At 62.5% G+C, this 15,749-nt stretch carries 14 protein-coding genes and 1 pseudogene; 14 read left to right on the forward strand and 1 reads right to left on the reverse strand.

Going from position 1 to position 15,749, the window contains the following annotated elements:
• Positions 1-32: 32 nt before the first annotated feature.
• A complete protein-coding gene (locus DNK49_RS17035; protein WP_165843358.1) occupies positions 33-1,718 on the reverse strand; it encodes a methyl-accepting chemotaxis protein in 1,686 nt (561 codons plus the stop codon).
• A gap of 656 nt (positions 1,719-2,374) precedes the next feature.
• On the opposite strand from DNK49_RS17035, the gene DNK49_RS17040 reads away from it, so the two are divergent.
• The 14 genes and pseudogenes from DNK49_RS17040 to DNK49_RS24450 form a co-directional block, all read left to right on the forward strand.
• Positions 2,375-4,591, forward strand: a complete 2,217-nt coding sequence (locus tag DNK49_RS17040; protein ID WP_110527191.1) for a type VI secretion system Vgr family protein — start codon at positions 2,375-2,377, stop codon at positions 4,589-4,591.
• Positions 4,581-5,099, forward strand: coding sequence for a DUF6484 domain-containing protein (locus DNK49_RS17045; protein WP_133255116.1), 519 nt, complete (start codon positions 4,581-4,583; stop codon positions 5,097-5,099). Before DNK49_RS17040 ends, DNK49_RS17045 begins: the two co-directional genes overlap by 11 nt.
• A gap of 15 nt (positions 5,100-5,114) precedes the next feature.
• Positions 5,115-6,212, forward strand: coding sequence for a DUF2169 family type VI secretion system accessory protein (locus tag DNK49_RS17050; RefSeq protein WP_110527197.1), 1,098 nt, complete (start codon positions 5,115-5,117; stop codon positions 6,210-6,212).
• Positions 6,209-7,237 (forward strand): hypothetical protein, encoded by a 1,029-nt coding sequence (locus tag DNK49_RS17055; RefSeq protein ID WP_110527200.1) that lies wholly within the window; start codon positions 6,209-6,211, stop codon positions 7,235-7,237. The genes DNK49_RS17050 and DNK49_RS17055 overlap by 4 nt, the downstream gene beginning before the upstream one ends.
• A 16-nt stretch (positions 7,238-7,253) precedes the next feature.
• Positions 7,254-7,643 carry a DUF4150 domain-containing protein gene (locus DNK49_RS17060; protein ID WP_110527203.1) on the forward strand — a complete coding sequence of 130 codons (390 nt, stop codon included), beginning with the start codon at positions 7,254-7,256 and terminating at the stop codon, positions 7,641-7,643.
• A gap of 3 nt (positions 7,644-7,646) precedes the next feature.
• Positions 7,647-8,858 (forward strand): HNH/endonuclease VII fold toxin-2 domain-containing protein, encoded by a 1,212-nt coding sequence (locus DNK49_RS17065; protein WP_110527206.1) that lies wholly within the window; start codon positions 7,647-7,649, stop codon positions 8,856-8,858.
• Between the two features lie 3 nt (positions 8,859-8,861).
• Positions 8,862-9,884 carry a WD40/YVTN/BNR-like repeat-containing protein gene (locus tag DNK49_RS23940; RefSeq protein WP_133255117.1) on the forward strand — a complete coding sequence of 341 codons (1,023 nt, stop codon included), beginning with the start codon at positions 8,862-8,864 and terminating at the stop codon, positions 9,882-9,884.
• Positions 9,881-11,197 carry a hypothetical protein gene (locus DNK49_RS17075; RefSeq protein WP_110527212.1) on the forward strand — a complete coding sequence of 439 codons (1,317 nt, stop codon included), beginning with the start codon at positions 9,881-9,883 and terminating at the stop codon, positions 11,195-11,197. The genes DNK49_RS23940 and DNK49_RS17075 overlap by 4 nt, the downstream gene beginning before the upstream one ends.
• Before the next feature lie 7 nt (positions 11,198-11,204).
• Entirely contained in the window at positions 11,205-11,609 is a 405-nt protein-coding gene (locus tag DNK49_RS17080; RefSeq protein ID WP_110527215.1) for a thioredoxin domain-containing protein, read from the forward strand.
• A gap of 26 nt (positions 11,610-11,635) precedes the next feature.
• Positions 11,636-12,862, forward strand: a complete 1,227-nt coding sequence (locus DNK49_RS17085; RefSeq protein ID WP_207807020.1) for an RHS repeat-associated core domain-containing protein — start codon at positions 11,636-11,638, stop codon at positions 12,860-12,862.
• 2 nt (positions 12,863-12,864) lie between these two features.
• A complete protein-coding gene (locus DNK49_RS17090) occupies positions 12,865-13,389 on the forward strand; it encodes a hypothetical protein (protein WP_110527217.1) in 525 nt (174 codons plus the stop codon).
• A 69-nt stretch (positions 13,390-13,458) separates the two neighbouring features.
• On the forward strand, positions 13,459-14,589 hold the full coding sequence (locus DNK49_RS17095) for an RHS repeat-associated core domain-containing protein (protein WP_110527220.1): 1,131 nt from the start codon (positions 13,459-13,461) through the stop codon (positions 14,587-14,589).
• Positions 14,590-14,597: 8 nt separating this feature from the next.
• Positions 14,598-15,026, forward strand: a complete 429-nt coding sequence (locus DNK49_RS17100) for an SMI1/KNR4 family protein (protein WP_110527223.1) — start codon at positions 14,598-14,600, stop codon at positions 15,024-15,026.
• A gap of 257 nt (positions 15,027-15,283) precedes the next feature.
• Positions 15,284-15,749 (forward strand): annotated as a pseudogene (locus DNK49_RS24450) (hypothetical protein); the annotation flags it as partial.

Consider the following 15,749-nt stretch of genomic DNA (forward strand, 5'->3'; position numbering starts at 1 on the left):
AGCACGCGGCAGCGCTTCACAGCGCAGCCGAATCAAACCCTGAAGCGACCAACCACTTCCTGCAGATTCGCCGCACGGGAGGACAGATCCCTTGCAGCGGCGGCGGCCTGACGCACCGCAGTGCTGTTGGATTCGCTCATCGTCGCAATCTGCTCCACATTGCGCGCAATCTCGGTACTGGCAGTGGACTGCTCGACCAGCGCGGAGGAAATCTCGCCCACTGCACTCACCACTTCCTGCGAGCTGCCATTGATGTTCTCGATCGCCGTGCCGGCACGGTCGGACAACTCCACACTGCTGCGCACGCTCTCGCTCTGCCTGCGCATCGTCTGCACCGCACGCTCGGTTTCGGTGTGGATCTGACCGACGATACGGGCAATCTCCTCGGTCGAACTCGATGTCCGCTCGGCCAGCTTGCGGACTTCGTCGGCCACCACCGCAAACCCACGCCCCTGCTCGCCCGCGCGCGCAGCCTCGATTGCGGCATTGAGCGCCAGCAGATTGGTCTGGTCAGCCACTTCCTTGATGATATTGACCACCGAGGCGATCTCGCGCGAATGCTTGCCAAGATCCTCGATGGTCTCTGCAGCAGAAGACACCTCTCGCGCGATCCGGTTGATGTCGCTCACGACACTGCGGATCGCACTCGAACCGGTGTTTGCGGCCTCGCCCGACTGGCGCGCCATGCGGTCTGCATCGGTTGCCGAGCTGGATACATGGTTGATGCTGACCGTCATCTCCTCGACCGAGGCGGCCATCGAGGTTGCCGCCTGGGACTGCTCCTCACTGGCAGTGGCAATGCTGTCGGACGCGGCAGAGAGCTGTTCGCTGGCGGCGGCAATCTGCGAAGAGTTGTCACTGATGATGCCGATCATCGAACGCAACTGGCCGACCATCTCCCGCAGCGAGTACAACATGCTCGTGCGGTCACCCGCAGCCAGCGCGATGTCCACCGTCAGGTCGCCACCGGCCACCCGCTGCAGCACCGAATTGGCATAAGCGGGTTCTCCACCGACCTGACGCATCACCGAACGATGGATCATCAAGGCAATCGCGATACCGATCACCACACCCATCCCCATCAGCACCGTCGTCAGCAGCAAGGCACGTTCGCCGCCGGAAACCGCCTCTGCCGCAGCCTCCTGGGCGCGTGCAACCTGACGCGCGGCGAGCTGATCGAGCGACACCCCCAAGGTACGGGAGGCCGGCAACATCTGTTCAAGCTGGGTCTGGAAACGATTCAGCATCTCGTCGAAACGGACGTAATCCTCCGCCACCGACGCTTCGCGAAGCGCAACGACGGACTGATCCAGACCCACATAGTGACGCCGCCACTCTGCGTAATGTCCGCGCATCTCGTCGTACTGACGCTGGGCCTCGGCGGAAAGGCGTGGCAGCTTCTCGACGTCGACGATCAACTGATCCACAACCCGCCACGAATCCGCGCGGGCCTTGATGACACCGTCGAGAACGGCGGTCGTCTGGGGAGACGGAATTCGCAACGGCGGTACTTCCAGCGTCTGGGCTCGAATCCTCATCCGCTCCATGTTCAGCGCACCATAGCCGGCCATCGCCGGAATCCGACGCTCCGCCAATTCATGGATATCCGTCGTCATGCTCCGTTCGCTGACGACTGCAAACCCGCCAATCACGATCAGCAGGGCAAGCATCGCCCCGAACCCCAGCATCAGCAGGGCACGCAAACTCATGTCCTTCATAAAATCTCCCTGTGCGCACCGTCTATTACAGAAGTTATAAATCCTGCAGGTCTCCCCAGCACGGGGACCCATGTTGTAACGGCCAAGACCAGCAGAACTTGAACATCTACTGATATCGCGTCTCTTCCGACAAAGTCATAGCGGAAAGTTCCCGTCCATCTGCGGATTTCGCGCATCACAAGGAAGAAGTACGCAGGCGGCAATTGCCTTGACCCCCTATTTCCCCATTGACCTGCCCATGATTGGTTGCAGTTCGGTGGTGGCCTGAAAACACAGCACCAACAGGACTACTGAGCTGCTATCCAGCCCTGAAAAAGCAGCGCTTCTTGAGCATCCCCTTGAAACTCGAGTATCCCAAGAAGAGGCAGAACGACGCTTAGGTTCCTCGTGCCCATGTAGATCTACGTGGCACATGTTCTGAGCGCTACGCATCGATTGCGCTTCATAGGCGGATGGATCAAGACAAGAGGTCACGCTGCGGGGCCCCTCGTCAATCGGCTGGCCTCTTGATCGAGCACCTCCCTTGTACGTCGTCGCATGTTCGATATCACGCGCCCCCACCACCGACGACTCAAGCCCAATGAAAGCGAATCTCGGAGTATGCCATTTTGGTTTATTGATTTAGAATTCATAAAGCATTTTCCAATTCATTCAACATGAACCGTCTTCTCATTGCCCACACCCCGCTGGGCGACGCACTGTGGGCCGTGAGCGTGGCAGGACGCGAAGCGCTGTCCTCGCTGTATCAATTCCACGTCCGCTTCCACGCTAACGACAAGAACCTCGACTGCCAGGCCATGATCGGCGAGCGGTGCGCGATCGAGCTCGAGACCGACCGTCGGGGCACGCGCTACCTGTCGGGCAGCATGATCAACTTCTCGGCCATTGGCCGCGAGGGCCGCTACTGGGTGTACGAGGCCACCGTCGCCCCGCGCCTGTGGCACGCCTCGCGCCGTGCCGACTTCCGTATCTGGCAGAACAAGACCGTCCCCGACATCGTCAGCCAGGTGCTGGGCGAGAACGCGGTGCGCTTCGACGTGCGCCTGAAGCAGACCTACAAGACCTGGACCTACCTCACCCAGCACGGCGACACCGACTTCGAGTTCATCTGCCGCCAGCTCGAGCACGAGGGCATCTTCTTCTGGTTCGAGCACGCCGCGGGCGGCGAGACCATGGTGCTGGCCGACCACTTCACCATCCACCAGCCCTTTCCCGGCTACGCCTCAGTGCCCTTCTACGCCCCCGGCGAGGCCCGCGCCACCGAGGACCACTTCGATGCCTGGCGCCTCACCCGTCAGGTCGAGACCGGCCAGCTCGAGCACACCGACTACGACTTCACCAAGCCGCGCGCCGATCTCACCACCCGCTTCGTCGATCCGCGCGGCCACCTGTTCGACCAGTACCAGCGCTTCGCCTACCCGGGCGACTACACCGAGCTGCCCAACGGCAACAGCTACGCCGCCAACACCCTCGAGCGTCTGCAGACCGAGCAGGAAACCGTGCTGCTCGAAGGCCGTGTGCGCGGTGCCGCCCCCGGCTACATCTTCAGCCTCACCGAGCATCCGCGCGACGACCAGAACCGCGAGCTGCTGATCACCGCCGCCCACTACGACATCACCGACAACACCTACGAAGGCAGCGACGCCGCCCAGCCGAGCAGCTTTCGGCTCAGCATCGAGGCGATGCCGGCCAACCGCCCCTTCCGCCCGCCGCTTGCCACCCCCAAGCCGCGCACCCGTGGCCCCCAGACCGCCGTCGTCGTCGGCCCCCCGGGCGAGGAGATCCACACCGACCAGTACGGCCGCGTCAAGGTTCACTTCTTCTGGGACCGCTACGGCAAGAAAGACGGCACCGACACCTGCTGGATCCGCGTCGCACAACCCTGGGCCGGCAGCAACTTCGGCGCCATCCACCTGCCGCGCATCGGCCAAGAGGTCATCGTCGATTTCGAGCACGGCGACCCCGACCGGCCCATCATCACCGGGCGCGTCTATAACGCCGAGCAGATGCCCCCCTGGGCCCTGCCCGCCAACAAGACCCAGTCGGGCTTTCTCACCCGCTCCTCCCTGGGCGGATCCGCCGCCAACGCCAACGCCATCCGCTTCGAGGATCTGAAGGGCGCCGAGCAGCTGTGGATCCACGCAGAGCGCAACCAGGACATCGAGGTCGAGCTCGACGAGACCCACTGGGTCGGCCAGGACCGCACCAAGACCATCGACCGCGACGAGACCACACACGTCAAGCGCGACCGCACCGAGACGGTCGATGCCAACGAAACCATCACCGTCCACAAGAACCGCACCGAAACCGTCGACGGCAACGAGTCGGTCACCGTCCACAAGAGCCGCAAGAAGACCATCGACCAGAACGAGACCGACCGCATCGGCAAGAACTGGTCGGTCAAGGTCGGCAAGTTCAAGACCGAAACCATCGGCATGGCCTATATGCAGAACGTGGGCATGGGCCGCATGGAGAACGTCGGCATGGGCTACAGCCTGAACGTCGGCCTGGCCATGAACACCGTTGTCGGTATGAACCAGTCGGCTAAGATCGGCAAGAACAAATCGACCACCGTGGGCACCCAGTACAGCCTGAAAGTAGGGGGCAGCGGCAGTAGCGGCGGCGCGACGCCGCAAGTCATGTCATTTACCGGCGCACCGGTCGGCGGCGCGAGCGGGGGCGGCAGCGGATCGAGCATCACCATGGATGCCGACTCCATCACCCTGACGGTGGGTCAGAGCACCATCACGCTCAAGAGCGACGGCACGATTACCGTGCTTGGTCATGACTTTCAGAGCACTTTCACAGGAGAGCAGGTCATCAAGGCCGATGGCAACATCACGATCAAGGGGGCCAAAGTCCTTGAAAACTAATATCCTGCCGCCCGACTCGACATTGCCCGCACAGCCAAACGAGGACGCCCCACTTGACCGCTTCCTTAGTCGGGCGACGACGCCTCGCCCACATCCAGACAAGGTCGAAGGGTTGAGTCTGGGTACCCTGGAAATGCTTGACGCCTGCGGGAAAGCCCGAGTTGGGATCAACTGCTTCTCACTGACGAATATCCCCGCAGCCACACTGGTTGCACTTACCCCCAAGGATGTCGGTCGAGCGGTGGCACTCGGTTTCACCCATGGCGACCCACAACAACCAGTGATCCTGGGCTTCATGCTCGACGCTGAGCCCGTTTCCAGGTCGCTGCGTATCGACCGCAGCGGCGAACGCGTCATGATCGAGGCACAGAGCGAGTTGGAGCTTCGCTGCGGTGACGCCGTCATCTTGCTGCAGGCTGACGGCCACATCCACCTGCACGGACGCTACATTACCAGCCACGCCGAGGCAGGGCAACGCATCCGCGGTGGCTCAGTGCAGATCAACTGAAGCTGAAACCGATCCATGGAACTTGTCTGTATCTCCAAGCACCTTGCCAGCTCTATTACGACGGCAATCGATGTAACGGGGCGCGAGCATCTGGTCATCGTTGCCAAGGCGAGTTGGCGTATTCCAGCGCCACGCCAACGCCCCCGCCCCCTGCCGCCGCAGCCCTTGGTAGTGGCCGATGCCTACCACGGCGAGCCCGGGCGCTCGGCTATGCGGTATGGCGATGACTTCGCGCGCTTCAAACCCCGCTGCGACGTTCTGTTCGATGCTTGTGCCCATGCGCCGTCGGAGCATCCCATCCGCCAACTGGACCTGGCGGTGCAGGTCGGCGCGCTCAGTAAGCGGATTCGCGTCTTCGGCCCACGTAATTGGACACGCGGCCTGCTCGGACTCACGCCATCCAAACCCGAGCCATTCATTCGCATGCCACTGCACTTCGGCCATGCCTTTGGCGGCTCGCAAAGCTACGACGCCAACGGGAAAACGCTGACCGAGGCCTTGCTCACCAACCCCGACGGACTGGGCTGGGGAGGCCCCAACACCGCACGCGAGCTCGTCGGCGCGCCCGTGGCCAACCTCGAGCATCCCGACGATCCGATCAAACGCCCCGACGGCCGCAACCAACCCGTTGCGCTGAGTGCCATCGGCCGTCACTATCAACCGCGCCAAGACTATGCCGGCACCTACGACGACGCTTGGCGCCGTAACGTCGCCCCCTTTCTCCCTGAAGACTTTGACGACCGCTTCCATCAGTGCGCCCCCGAGGACCAGCAGATCGACTATCCCCGTGGCGGAGAAACCGTGCGCCTGAACCATCTCCTGCCATCGTGTCCCGCACTCACCTTCTCGCTTCCGCAGTTGGACGGGGTGAAGGTCCGCATCCTGCGTACCGACTACAGCACCGAGCAGATCGATGCCGTCGTCGACACTCTGTTCTTCGAAACCGACGCCGGGCGCTTCTCAGCCGTGTGGCGGGCCAGCAGCCCCATCCGGCGCCGCCTGCAAGAATTTGACACCATCGCCGTCGGGCCGATCGAACCGGAGTGGTGGCGCGCCCGCAGCCTAGGGCTGGACGATCACAGCTGCCCGGGCTGCGGGGAGACACCTGCATGACAGCACCGGCGCAATCCCTGCGTGTTTCAGCCAGCGGCATCTGTTGCGCGGTAGGCTACACGGCCGAAGCAAGCGCGTGTGCCTTACGCGCGGGGCTCGACCATTTTCAGGAAAGCACTTTTGTAGCAGAAGACGGTTCGCCCGTGCGTATCGCGCGTCTGCCCGAAACAGATATCTGGGGTGCGCCCCGTCTTGCTCGTTGGGCTGCACGGGCAATTGAGGCGTGCCTGGCGTCAATCGCGGCGACCGAGCGACACTCGATTCCCATTCTCTTGCTGACGGCCTCACTCAGTCGGCCGATGAGCGAGGAGCGCGCACAGTTCGAAACAGCTCGCGCAGCCCAGGCCGCACTCGACCGCACATTCCCCCCTCATTCCAGGATCATTCCAGGTGATCGCGCCGCCTTGGGCACGGGACTGGCCCTTGCGCGCCAGCTTCTTGACCAGGAGCAGTTACCGGGGGTGCTCGTGGTCGGCCTCGACAGCTACCTCAATGCAGCCAGCATCAACCACTACCTGAGTGAAGAGCGCCTGCTGGTGCCCGGCAACCGTGACGGGTTCATTCCAGGCGAAGCCGCTGCGGCCGTCTTGCTCGAACGTTCCCGTCCAGATACATCGGGGTTGCACGTCATCGGCATCGGACAAGGCCAGGAATCCGGACGCCCGGACGGCAGCGTACCGAGCCGCGCACAAGGCCTGAGCCACGCCATCCGCGCGGCTGTCGCCGATGCCGGAGCCGATGCTGCCGACCTCGATTTCCGCCTGAGCGACCAGAACGGTGAAGGCTTCTTTGCCCGCGAGGCCGCCAATGCACTGACTCGGGTTGCCGTTCCGGGTGGGCACAAACTTCCCACCCTCACCACTGCCGACTGCACAGGCGAGATCGGGGCGGCCACCGGCCCACTCATGCTTGCCTGGCTCCACCGGCTGCTTGCCCATGCCAACGCACCGGGTCGCTGCGGCCTTATCCACCTCGCCAGTGACGAGGGTGCGCGCTGCGCGCTCATCGTACGCCATCAACCCTGACAAGGACTCAAGCACCATGGAAACCCATGTCTATGCCAACGACGACGAGTTCTGCTCCCGCGCGGCCGACGGTATATCGACTGCCGCCTTTCCCGACCCGTGCTGGAGCCCGCCGCCCAAGAAGCCCGGCCCCGTCCTCGTCCCCTACACCAATACCGCCTTTGCCCGCAACCTGCAAAACGGCACCTCCACCGTGTTCGTCTGCGGCACGCCGGTTGCGAAGAAGGATGTGTCCTACCTCGCCAACAGCACAGGCAACGAACCGGCCACCTGGGCCTTCAAGCGCGGCGACAGGAGCCACGTCATCACCGGCAAGGCCTACTTCATCGACTGGTCGCCCGACGTCAAGGTCGAGGGCCTGAACGTATGCCGTCATACCGATCCGATGACCCATAACCACGGCTAATACATGGCTGCCAATACGCCAACCAATTACTATCTCGACACGCCAGCGGTCAAGAAGGCCTGCAAGCAGGACTTCGACAAGATCGACAAGGCATGCAAACCCGAGCACGAGAAGTCCGACAAGAACAAGCACCCCGCACTCAAGAAGATGCTCGGTGCCAAGCGCGTTGCCGCCCTCGAGAGCATGGCCAACAAGGTCAAAGACAAAGCAGGCTTCAAGCCGAGCGCCGACAATGGCTGGATGTCGCATTGCGACGGACTATGGATCAAGCCCGGGTCGAGCGAGTTCTCCGCCGAGATGGGCGAGTTCAACGACCAGATCGGCCAGATGGCTGATGACCTGGGCGCTGCGATCGACGGCCAACTCAAGCCCCTGGTCGAGCAGGTCGGACAAGAGGTCAGGGACGCCGCCATGGAAGCGGCCAAGGACAAGGCCAAGAAAGCCGGCGTGCGTTCGGCCGCGCGGTGGGGCGTGGGCCTGGCCGGCGCAGCCGTCGGCGGTGTGGGCGCGATCGTTACCGAGATCGGCGCCACCGCCTGGAACATCTGGGATTGGGCCAGCACCGGGGTTGAGGCAGTCAAACTCGGCGCCGGGGCCTACGATGCGATCAAGGAGATGGGCGCCGTGCTCGACATCGCCCAAAAAGCACAGGGCGAACTGGCCGAGCTCGCCCGTAACGCCGCCTCAAAATCCCCGACGGACCTCATGGCAGACGGTATGGGCATCCTCTCGCGCCTGAATCCGTGCACCCGCGCCCGCCGCTGCAAGCTTGTGCCGTACAACAAGACCGGCACGCCCACCAGCATGGGCGGGGACGGCTGCTGCCCGGGCCAGACCGGTCACCACGTGATCCCCGACGAGGCGGCCAAGGACGCCTGCTCGAACTACTCACACGGCGGTGCCCCCACAATCTGCGTCGAGGGCGCCAATAACAGCAACGGCACCCACGGGAAGATTCACACAGCATTGGATAGGAGCGTTCAGGACCACAAGGACGGAGGGGCGTTCGGAATCGGCGCCTCGGAGACCATCAGCTACGGAAAAATGCGCGATCTCGGCATCAAGAGCGTCCAGGCCACCTTCCCGGAATCCAAGTGCGACACCAAATGCCTGCGCGCTCAACTCGATGCCTATTACAAAAGCAAGTGCACCGGACCAATGCCGGCCAAATCCGGGGCGCCGGCAAAGAGAAAATCTGGATCTATTGAAGACTGAGGTATGTCTGAAATGCTAATTTCCCCTCAACAATTTGATGAGCACCTTCGCGGGTTTACACTCACTGACGCGACGATTCGGAGCAGAGACTTCTTCTACTTTGTGGCAAAAAACGTGGAAGAGTCAGCAAGAGCAAGCGTGATATCCGAGGCAACCGTTACAAAGCGAGTAGTCGCGGTCATGCCGCAAAAAGAGCCTGAAAAGCGGATGGGGCATGTAGAGATTGAAGGCTACGAACAATTTGTCGTCGGAGCCACGAAAGTCCCGACGAGCAAAGCTGTATGCGTATCATCAGATGGTGAAGTACTGGTTACAGGAGGCGGGATCCAAGAGTTCGAATCCCCCATCCCCAAAAGCAAAGACGGCCCTCTCCGGGGCGGCGTCCGCCGCATCCGCATGATTGACGGAACACTGTACGTAGTGGGCGGCGCCCACACCGCCTGCCGCCGGCGCGGCCCCAACGACTGGGAATCGCTGTGCCTCGACCTGCCGGTTCCGACCCGGAGAGACTTCGACAACGTCGATATCATCGAGAACATGGGTTTCAACGACATCGACGGCTTCGCCCCCGATGACCTCTACACCGTGGCCGGCCGTGGTGTCGTGTGGCATTGCGACGGAACACAGTGGCGGCAGATCGCCTTCCCCTCGAACATGCTGCTCGAATCGGTGTGTTGCGCCGGCGACGGATTCGTCTATATCGGCGCACAGTCGGGTACCCTCTTTCGTGGTCGTGACAAGCACTGGGAGATGATCGAGCGCGGCAACATGAGCCTGCCCTTCAAGGACATCGTGTGGCATGCCGGACGCCTGTGGTGCACCAGCGACTACGGTCTGTGGTCCCTTGAGGAGGACCAGTTGGTGCGCGTCGAGCTGCCCTCGGACATCGCCGTGTGCGCAGGCAACCTCTCCGCGGCCGACGGCGTCATGCTCATGGCCGGCACTCACGGCGCCGCCTTTCACGACGGCAACGATTGGCAGCTCATCTTCAATACATTCAAGATGGAACAGGCGCTCGGTCTGTGAGCCCGGTCGATCTCGCGCAGCGCGACGACGGCGACCCCGCTGCCGTCATCCCCCCACTGGTCGAACGCCACGTGGGCGACGCCGCCTTCTACTGGACCCAGCACGACCGCTCGGTGCATTCGCCACTCGTCGATCTGGCTGAACTACGCCGCTTCGACCACCTGCTCGACGCCCATCTGGACGGCACCCAGGTGGCCGGGGAAACCGGCTGGCAGTTGGCGCTGGCGGCACTGGCGCGCTGGCGCGGGTCGGGTGAAGCATTTGTGTGCACGGTTCTCGCCCTCGGTGCGCGCGAGCCGGGTGTGCGTCTGGCCGCGACCTGGGCCATCGTCGAGCAGGCGCCCGAACGCATGCTGCGCGGCGTAATCGGCGGCTTGCTATGGGTCGAACCCCACCTTGCCGCGCCCTGGGCCGCACACTGGACGCTACCTCATACGCCAGTTGCGCTGCAGATCGCGGCGTGGCGGGTGCTCGCCCGTGCGCCCCGAAGGCTGCGAGGCGACAATCGCTTGCTCGACGAGCAACTGGCAAGCCTGCTTGCCCACCCCGACGCACGCCTGCGTGCCACCGCTTGCCGCGCGGCCTACGCCTTCGGCCAGGTCTCGGCACTGCACACCTTGCTCACCGATGCCGACACCGCAGTCGCAGCCGAGGCCGCTATCGGTCTGTCGCACGCAGGCCTGTCCGCGGGCGCAGGCTACTTATGGCGCTCGGTCCAGCGACTCGCCAAGGCACTGGCGCATATGGGCGGTGCCGAGCGCGACCGTGCCGAGCATCGTCTTGCCCGCTGGGTCCGCCACCTTGCGCTGATGGCGCCGCTCGGCCACCCCGACATCCCCCCCCTCATCGACGCAATGCCGGTCCGCCTCGCGCTGCTCTTCATCCTGCACCACGGCGACGGTGCCCTGCTGCCCTGGGTGCGCGACCACCTCGAAGACGCCGAGGCCGCCCGTCTGGCAGGGTGGGTATGGTCTGCCTTGGTCGGGCGCGATCTCGTCGCCGAAGGACTGGCACAGCCATCGCAGCCACTCGCTGCCGCCCAGGAACGCCTCACCGACCGCCTCGACCCAGGCCTGCCGCTGCCCGACGCCAACGCGGTGCGCGCGCAGCACCTCGAACTACCACAGGGGGTCCCCTGTCTGCTTGGCGAGACGGTAACACCAACTCGCCTGCCCAAGAGCTTGCACAACGCCCCACAGGCCCTGCGATGGATCGCCGCTCGACGCATCGAGGCTAGCGGCGGCCCCCGCTTCGACACCCGGGCACACGCCCATATCCAATACGCCGCGCTCGATGCGTGGCCCGAACGCTGAGCGCATGATGAACCCGACCCCTCTCGACCCGTGGAACGACGCTGCCCTGATTGCAGGGCGCCTGGGCTCTCCTTACAACCGTTTGATCGTGGTGCTCAGCGCCGAAGCTTGGTGCGAGAAGTGCCGACAGTTGAGACCCCATTTCGATGCGATCGCGCTCGACGCTCATGAGCGCGAATTGATGCTGTGGCTCGATATCGAGGATCATCTTCCATTCATTGGCGACTATCTACCCGCCTCGCTCCCCGAACTGTTGATCTATCGCAGCACCACTCTGGAGTACCGCCAGGTCATCGAAAGCAACCTCAATGCGCTCGATGCGGCACTGTCTGCCCCGCCGATGGCCGACCCCGGTCCCGACCCCGGCATCGCCAATCGCCTCGCGCTGCAGGACTGGGCACAGGCCATGTAGCGTGCTCACCCCACCCTGCGGGCAGCTTGATCGCCCCCAACGATTCGCCCGATGGCCGCGTGCTCAACGCCCTCTTCTACGGCTCGGCCCCCCGCCCCGAGTCCTTCGCCTTCGATCCGGCCGGCAACCTGCTCGACCCCATCGACCGCGCCATCGGCTACCCCGCCCTCGATAACCGCATCGCCGTCTTCGAGGATCTGCGCTTCGACTACGACGCCCACGGCAATGTCACCCGCAGGCGCAAGGGCGCCCACGAACTCGCCGAGCTGAGCTGGAACGCCGAACACCAGCTCGCCCAGTCCACCGTCACCCGCCACGGCGTCACCCAGACCACCCGCTACGAGTACGACGCCCTCGGACGGCGCATCCGCAAGCGCGACGCCTTCGGCGCCACCGAGTACCTGTGGGACGGCGATCTGATGATCGAGCGCCGACGCAACAACAAGAGCGCCCTCTTCCTCTACGAACCCGACAGCTTCGTGCCCCTGGCCACCGTCCAGTACAACGAGACCTACTGGTATCACTGCGACCAGATCGGCGCACCGATGGAACTCACCGATGCCGACGGCCGCATCGTGTGGGCGGCAGACTATCGGGTGTGGGGAGAGGCCACCGTGCGCAAGTCCGGCACCGACGGGCGGGCGGTATCGGGCCACACCCCAGCCCCGCCCCCCATCGAGCAGCCCTTCCGCTTCCAGGGGCAGCAGTTCGATGAGGAAACCGGCCTGCATTACAACCGGTTTCGGTATTACGATCCGGGGGTGGGCATATACGTATCCCAAGACCCCATCAAACTGCAAGGTGGTTTGAATTTCTACAGATATGGAACAAACCCTGTCGCCTTCGTCGATCCGTGGGGACTGGAGCCTGTTGCATTCAAAACCGTTGGCTCCACGCTTTGTATCAAGAATAAGTTCCCCGTGGGATCGGCTCCGGCACAGGAGCTTGAGGAGTTCACGAAGCGGTGGAATGAACAGATTAAACAGAATGGAGGCTCAATGACTAGGCGGGTCCTTACTGATCAGGAACGTCGGGATTCAAATGCATGGAAGCGCGGCGTCCGCTGTCAATGCCCGGGCAACTCCGTAGCAGGACACGTACCCGATGCCGCAGCAGGGGGGCCGGCCATTCCGAGAGACTGGATGGCCCAAATGCCCGAGACAAATGGATACGTCGGAGGAATCGTACGGCATCTACCTGTCGGCTACACGTATGATTCAGTCAAACTCGTTTCAGACCTTGGAGGCTGTTGAAAATGGCAAGAGACCAGACTATCTACTTACTCGAAAAAATGAAGAACAGAAACAGTCGTGACCCTAATCACGGCACCCAAATACTAGGCGCATCCGAACCGCTTCTCGAAATTTCTACGTTCGCAGATTCATTTGTCCGCCCACTGAGCCCCATGCTTCGCTCCCGGTTTCAGTTCTGCGGTTCATGGAAAAATGCACGGTTATCTCAGAACTGGCTGAGTCTGACGGAGATAAGGGATGCAAAAAACAACGAAACCCTATCCAAATGGGTCGCGCTTCGCACTGAGAACAGTTACGACAACGATCCGCCCGGTTGCGTCGCTGCAGAGAACTGTGCAGTTTTCTCCTACAACCCATATGAACCAGAAGAAACATATCTGGTGTGGGAGGATGGTAAGGAAGAGCCGTTGGTCTGGGAGTATTTCGGATGGGACTACCTAAGATTCGAGAACTTGAATCACTATCTTGAGTATATTGTTGGAGATAGAACGGTTGACGATTCTGGTCGTATCCAAGCTGAGCCATAGCGCCGGGGGATTACCGCCCAGGCACAGTCCGGGCGCGTACAGGGGGCGCGGGCGGACGCCGGCACCGCCGTGCTCGAGCGCCGCTACGGTTGGGATGCCGCGGGCAATCTCATCACCCGCGTCGATCAGCTGCGCGGCACCCAGGCCTTTCGATACGACCCTACCGGGCGCGTCATCGACTACGATACCCACGGCAATGTCACCCGCAGGCGCAAGGGCGCCCACGAACTCGCCGAGCTGAGCTGGAACGCCGAACACCAGCTCGCCCAGTCCACCGTCACCCGCCACGGCGTCACCCAGACCACCCGTTACGAGTACGACGCCCTCGGACGGCGCACCCGCAAGCGCGACACCTTCGGCGCCACCGAGTACCTGTGGGACGGCGATCTGATGATCGAGCGCCGACGCAACAACAAGAGCGCCCTCTTCCTCTACGAACCCGACAGCTTCGTGCCCCTGGCCACCGTCCAGTACAACGAGACCTACTGGTATCACTGCGACCAGATCGGCGCACCGATGGAACTCACCGATGCCGACGGCCGCATCGTGTGGGCGGCAGACTATCGGGTGTGGGGAGAGGCCACCGTGCGCAAGACCGGCACCGACGGGCTTTCAGTATCGGGCCACACCCCAGCCCCGCCCCCCATCGAGCAGCCCTTCCGCTTCCAGGGGCAGCAGTTCGATGAGGAAACCGGACTGCATTACAACCGGTTTCGGTATTACGATCCGGGGGTGGGAAGGTTCGTGAGTCAGGATCCGATTGGGTTGGCGGGGGGAGGACATCTATATCAGTACGCCCCCAATCCAACCCTCTGGATTGACCCTCTCGGCTTAGCAAAGATCTGTTGCTGTGGAGATCAGTACGTCGATACAGATGCTCGATGGAGGGAAGTAATGAACGATCCGAACACGCCGAAATCAATGCGCGGCTGGCTACAAAATCAGACTCGTAGAGTTGCAACGGGGAAGCAAGCTAATATTAAGACCCCTCCAGGGTATGAGCTTGCACACCGCCCCCGGTTTGAAAGCGAATTGGGTTATGACTATTCCCATGCAGACCCCATGCTAGCTGCGGATCATCGAGGAATTCAGCATCGCTATTGGCGAAAGCGAAACGGATGCTGGTCTGCAAAAATGCCGAGTTCGGGGTCTCCTGGCACCGGGAAGTTGAGCCTACCGAAACCCGGATCGTTACCATAAGGAGTGCCATGGCAAATCAACGAGTAATAGGAACATCAATCGATGTAGTCCGTATAGCAGAGGCGGAGCTAGGCCTTACGTTGCCTAGGTCTTTCTCGGATTGGCTGCTGGCCAACAATGGGAGTGCGTTAGGAGCGTTAGTAGTGTTTCCCGTCTACGACGCTCGTAATCCTCGGAAAACGTGGGAATCGATTGTTCGTCACTTCAATGAAGACTGGCAGGCATGGAAAGAGAATTTCTCCGACGAGGCACTCGACTTTTCCAACCTTCTTCCATTCGCTGAATTTGGCACGGGAGATTACTACTGCTTTGATTATGGGAAGCTCGGAAGCACAGGGGAACCCGTTGTTGCTTTGTGGTCGCACGAAACGGGTAAGGCCGTCTACGTTGCCGATAGTTTTGCTGCTTTCATAAACGCACCAGACCGTCCTGGATAGCAGGAGCCGTATCGAATACAACCGAAAGAAAAATAGGGATCAGACCCGGCGATGCGCGTGGCGGTATCAAACGCCTCGCCTGGGACGATGCCCACAACCTCGTCGCCTACACCGATTGCTCGGGCCGCACCACCCGCTTCAGCTACGACGCGCAGGGTCGTCTGTGCACCCGGACCGATGCCCTGGGCCACACCACCCAATACCGCTGGAGCCCCGCCGGGCAACTGATCGAACTCGTCGAGCCGTGCGCGCCGGGCGTGGCACAGCCCCCCACTCATCGCTACGACTGGGATGGCGAGGGCAACCTCACCGCCTACACCGACCCGCTCGGGGCCACCACCGCCTACACCTACGACGGCGCGGGCCGACCGCTCTCCCGCCGCGACGGCGCCGGGCGCACGCTGGCCTATGATTACGATGGCGCCGGGCGCCTGATCTGCCTGACCAACGAGAACGGCGCCCGCACCACCTTCCGCTACGATCTCGCCGACAACCTCACCGACGAGATCGGTTTCGACGGGCGCCACCAGCGTTACTGCTACAACGCCGCGGGCGAGCTCACCCATCTGGTCGAGGCCGGGGGCTCGGAGCTGGGTCCGGGCAAGCTCACCCGTTTCGCCCGCGATGCCATGGGGCGACTACTCGAGCGCCGTGCCGAAGCGGACCCCACGTGCACCAGCCGCTTCAGCTACGACAAGCTCGGGCGCCTGACCGCCGCGCACA

The sequence above is a fragment of the Parazoarcus communis SWub3 = DSM 12120 genome (assembly GCF_003226565.1).
Taxonomy (GTDB): Bacteria; Pseudomonadota; Gammaproteobacteria; order Burkholderiales; family Rhodocyclaceae; genus Parazoarcus; species Parazoarcus communis.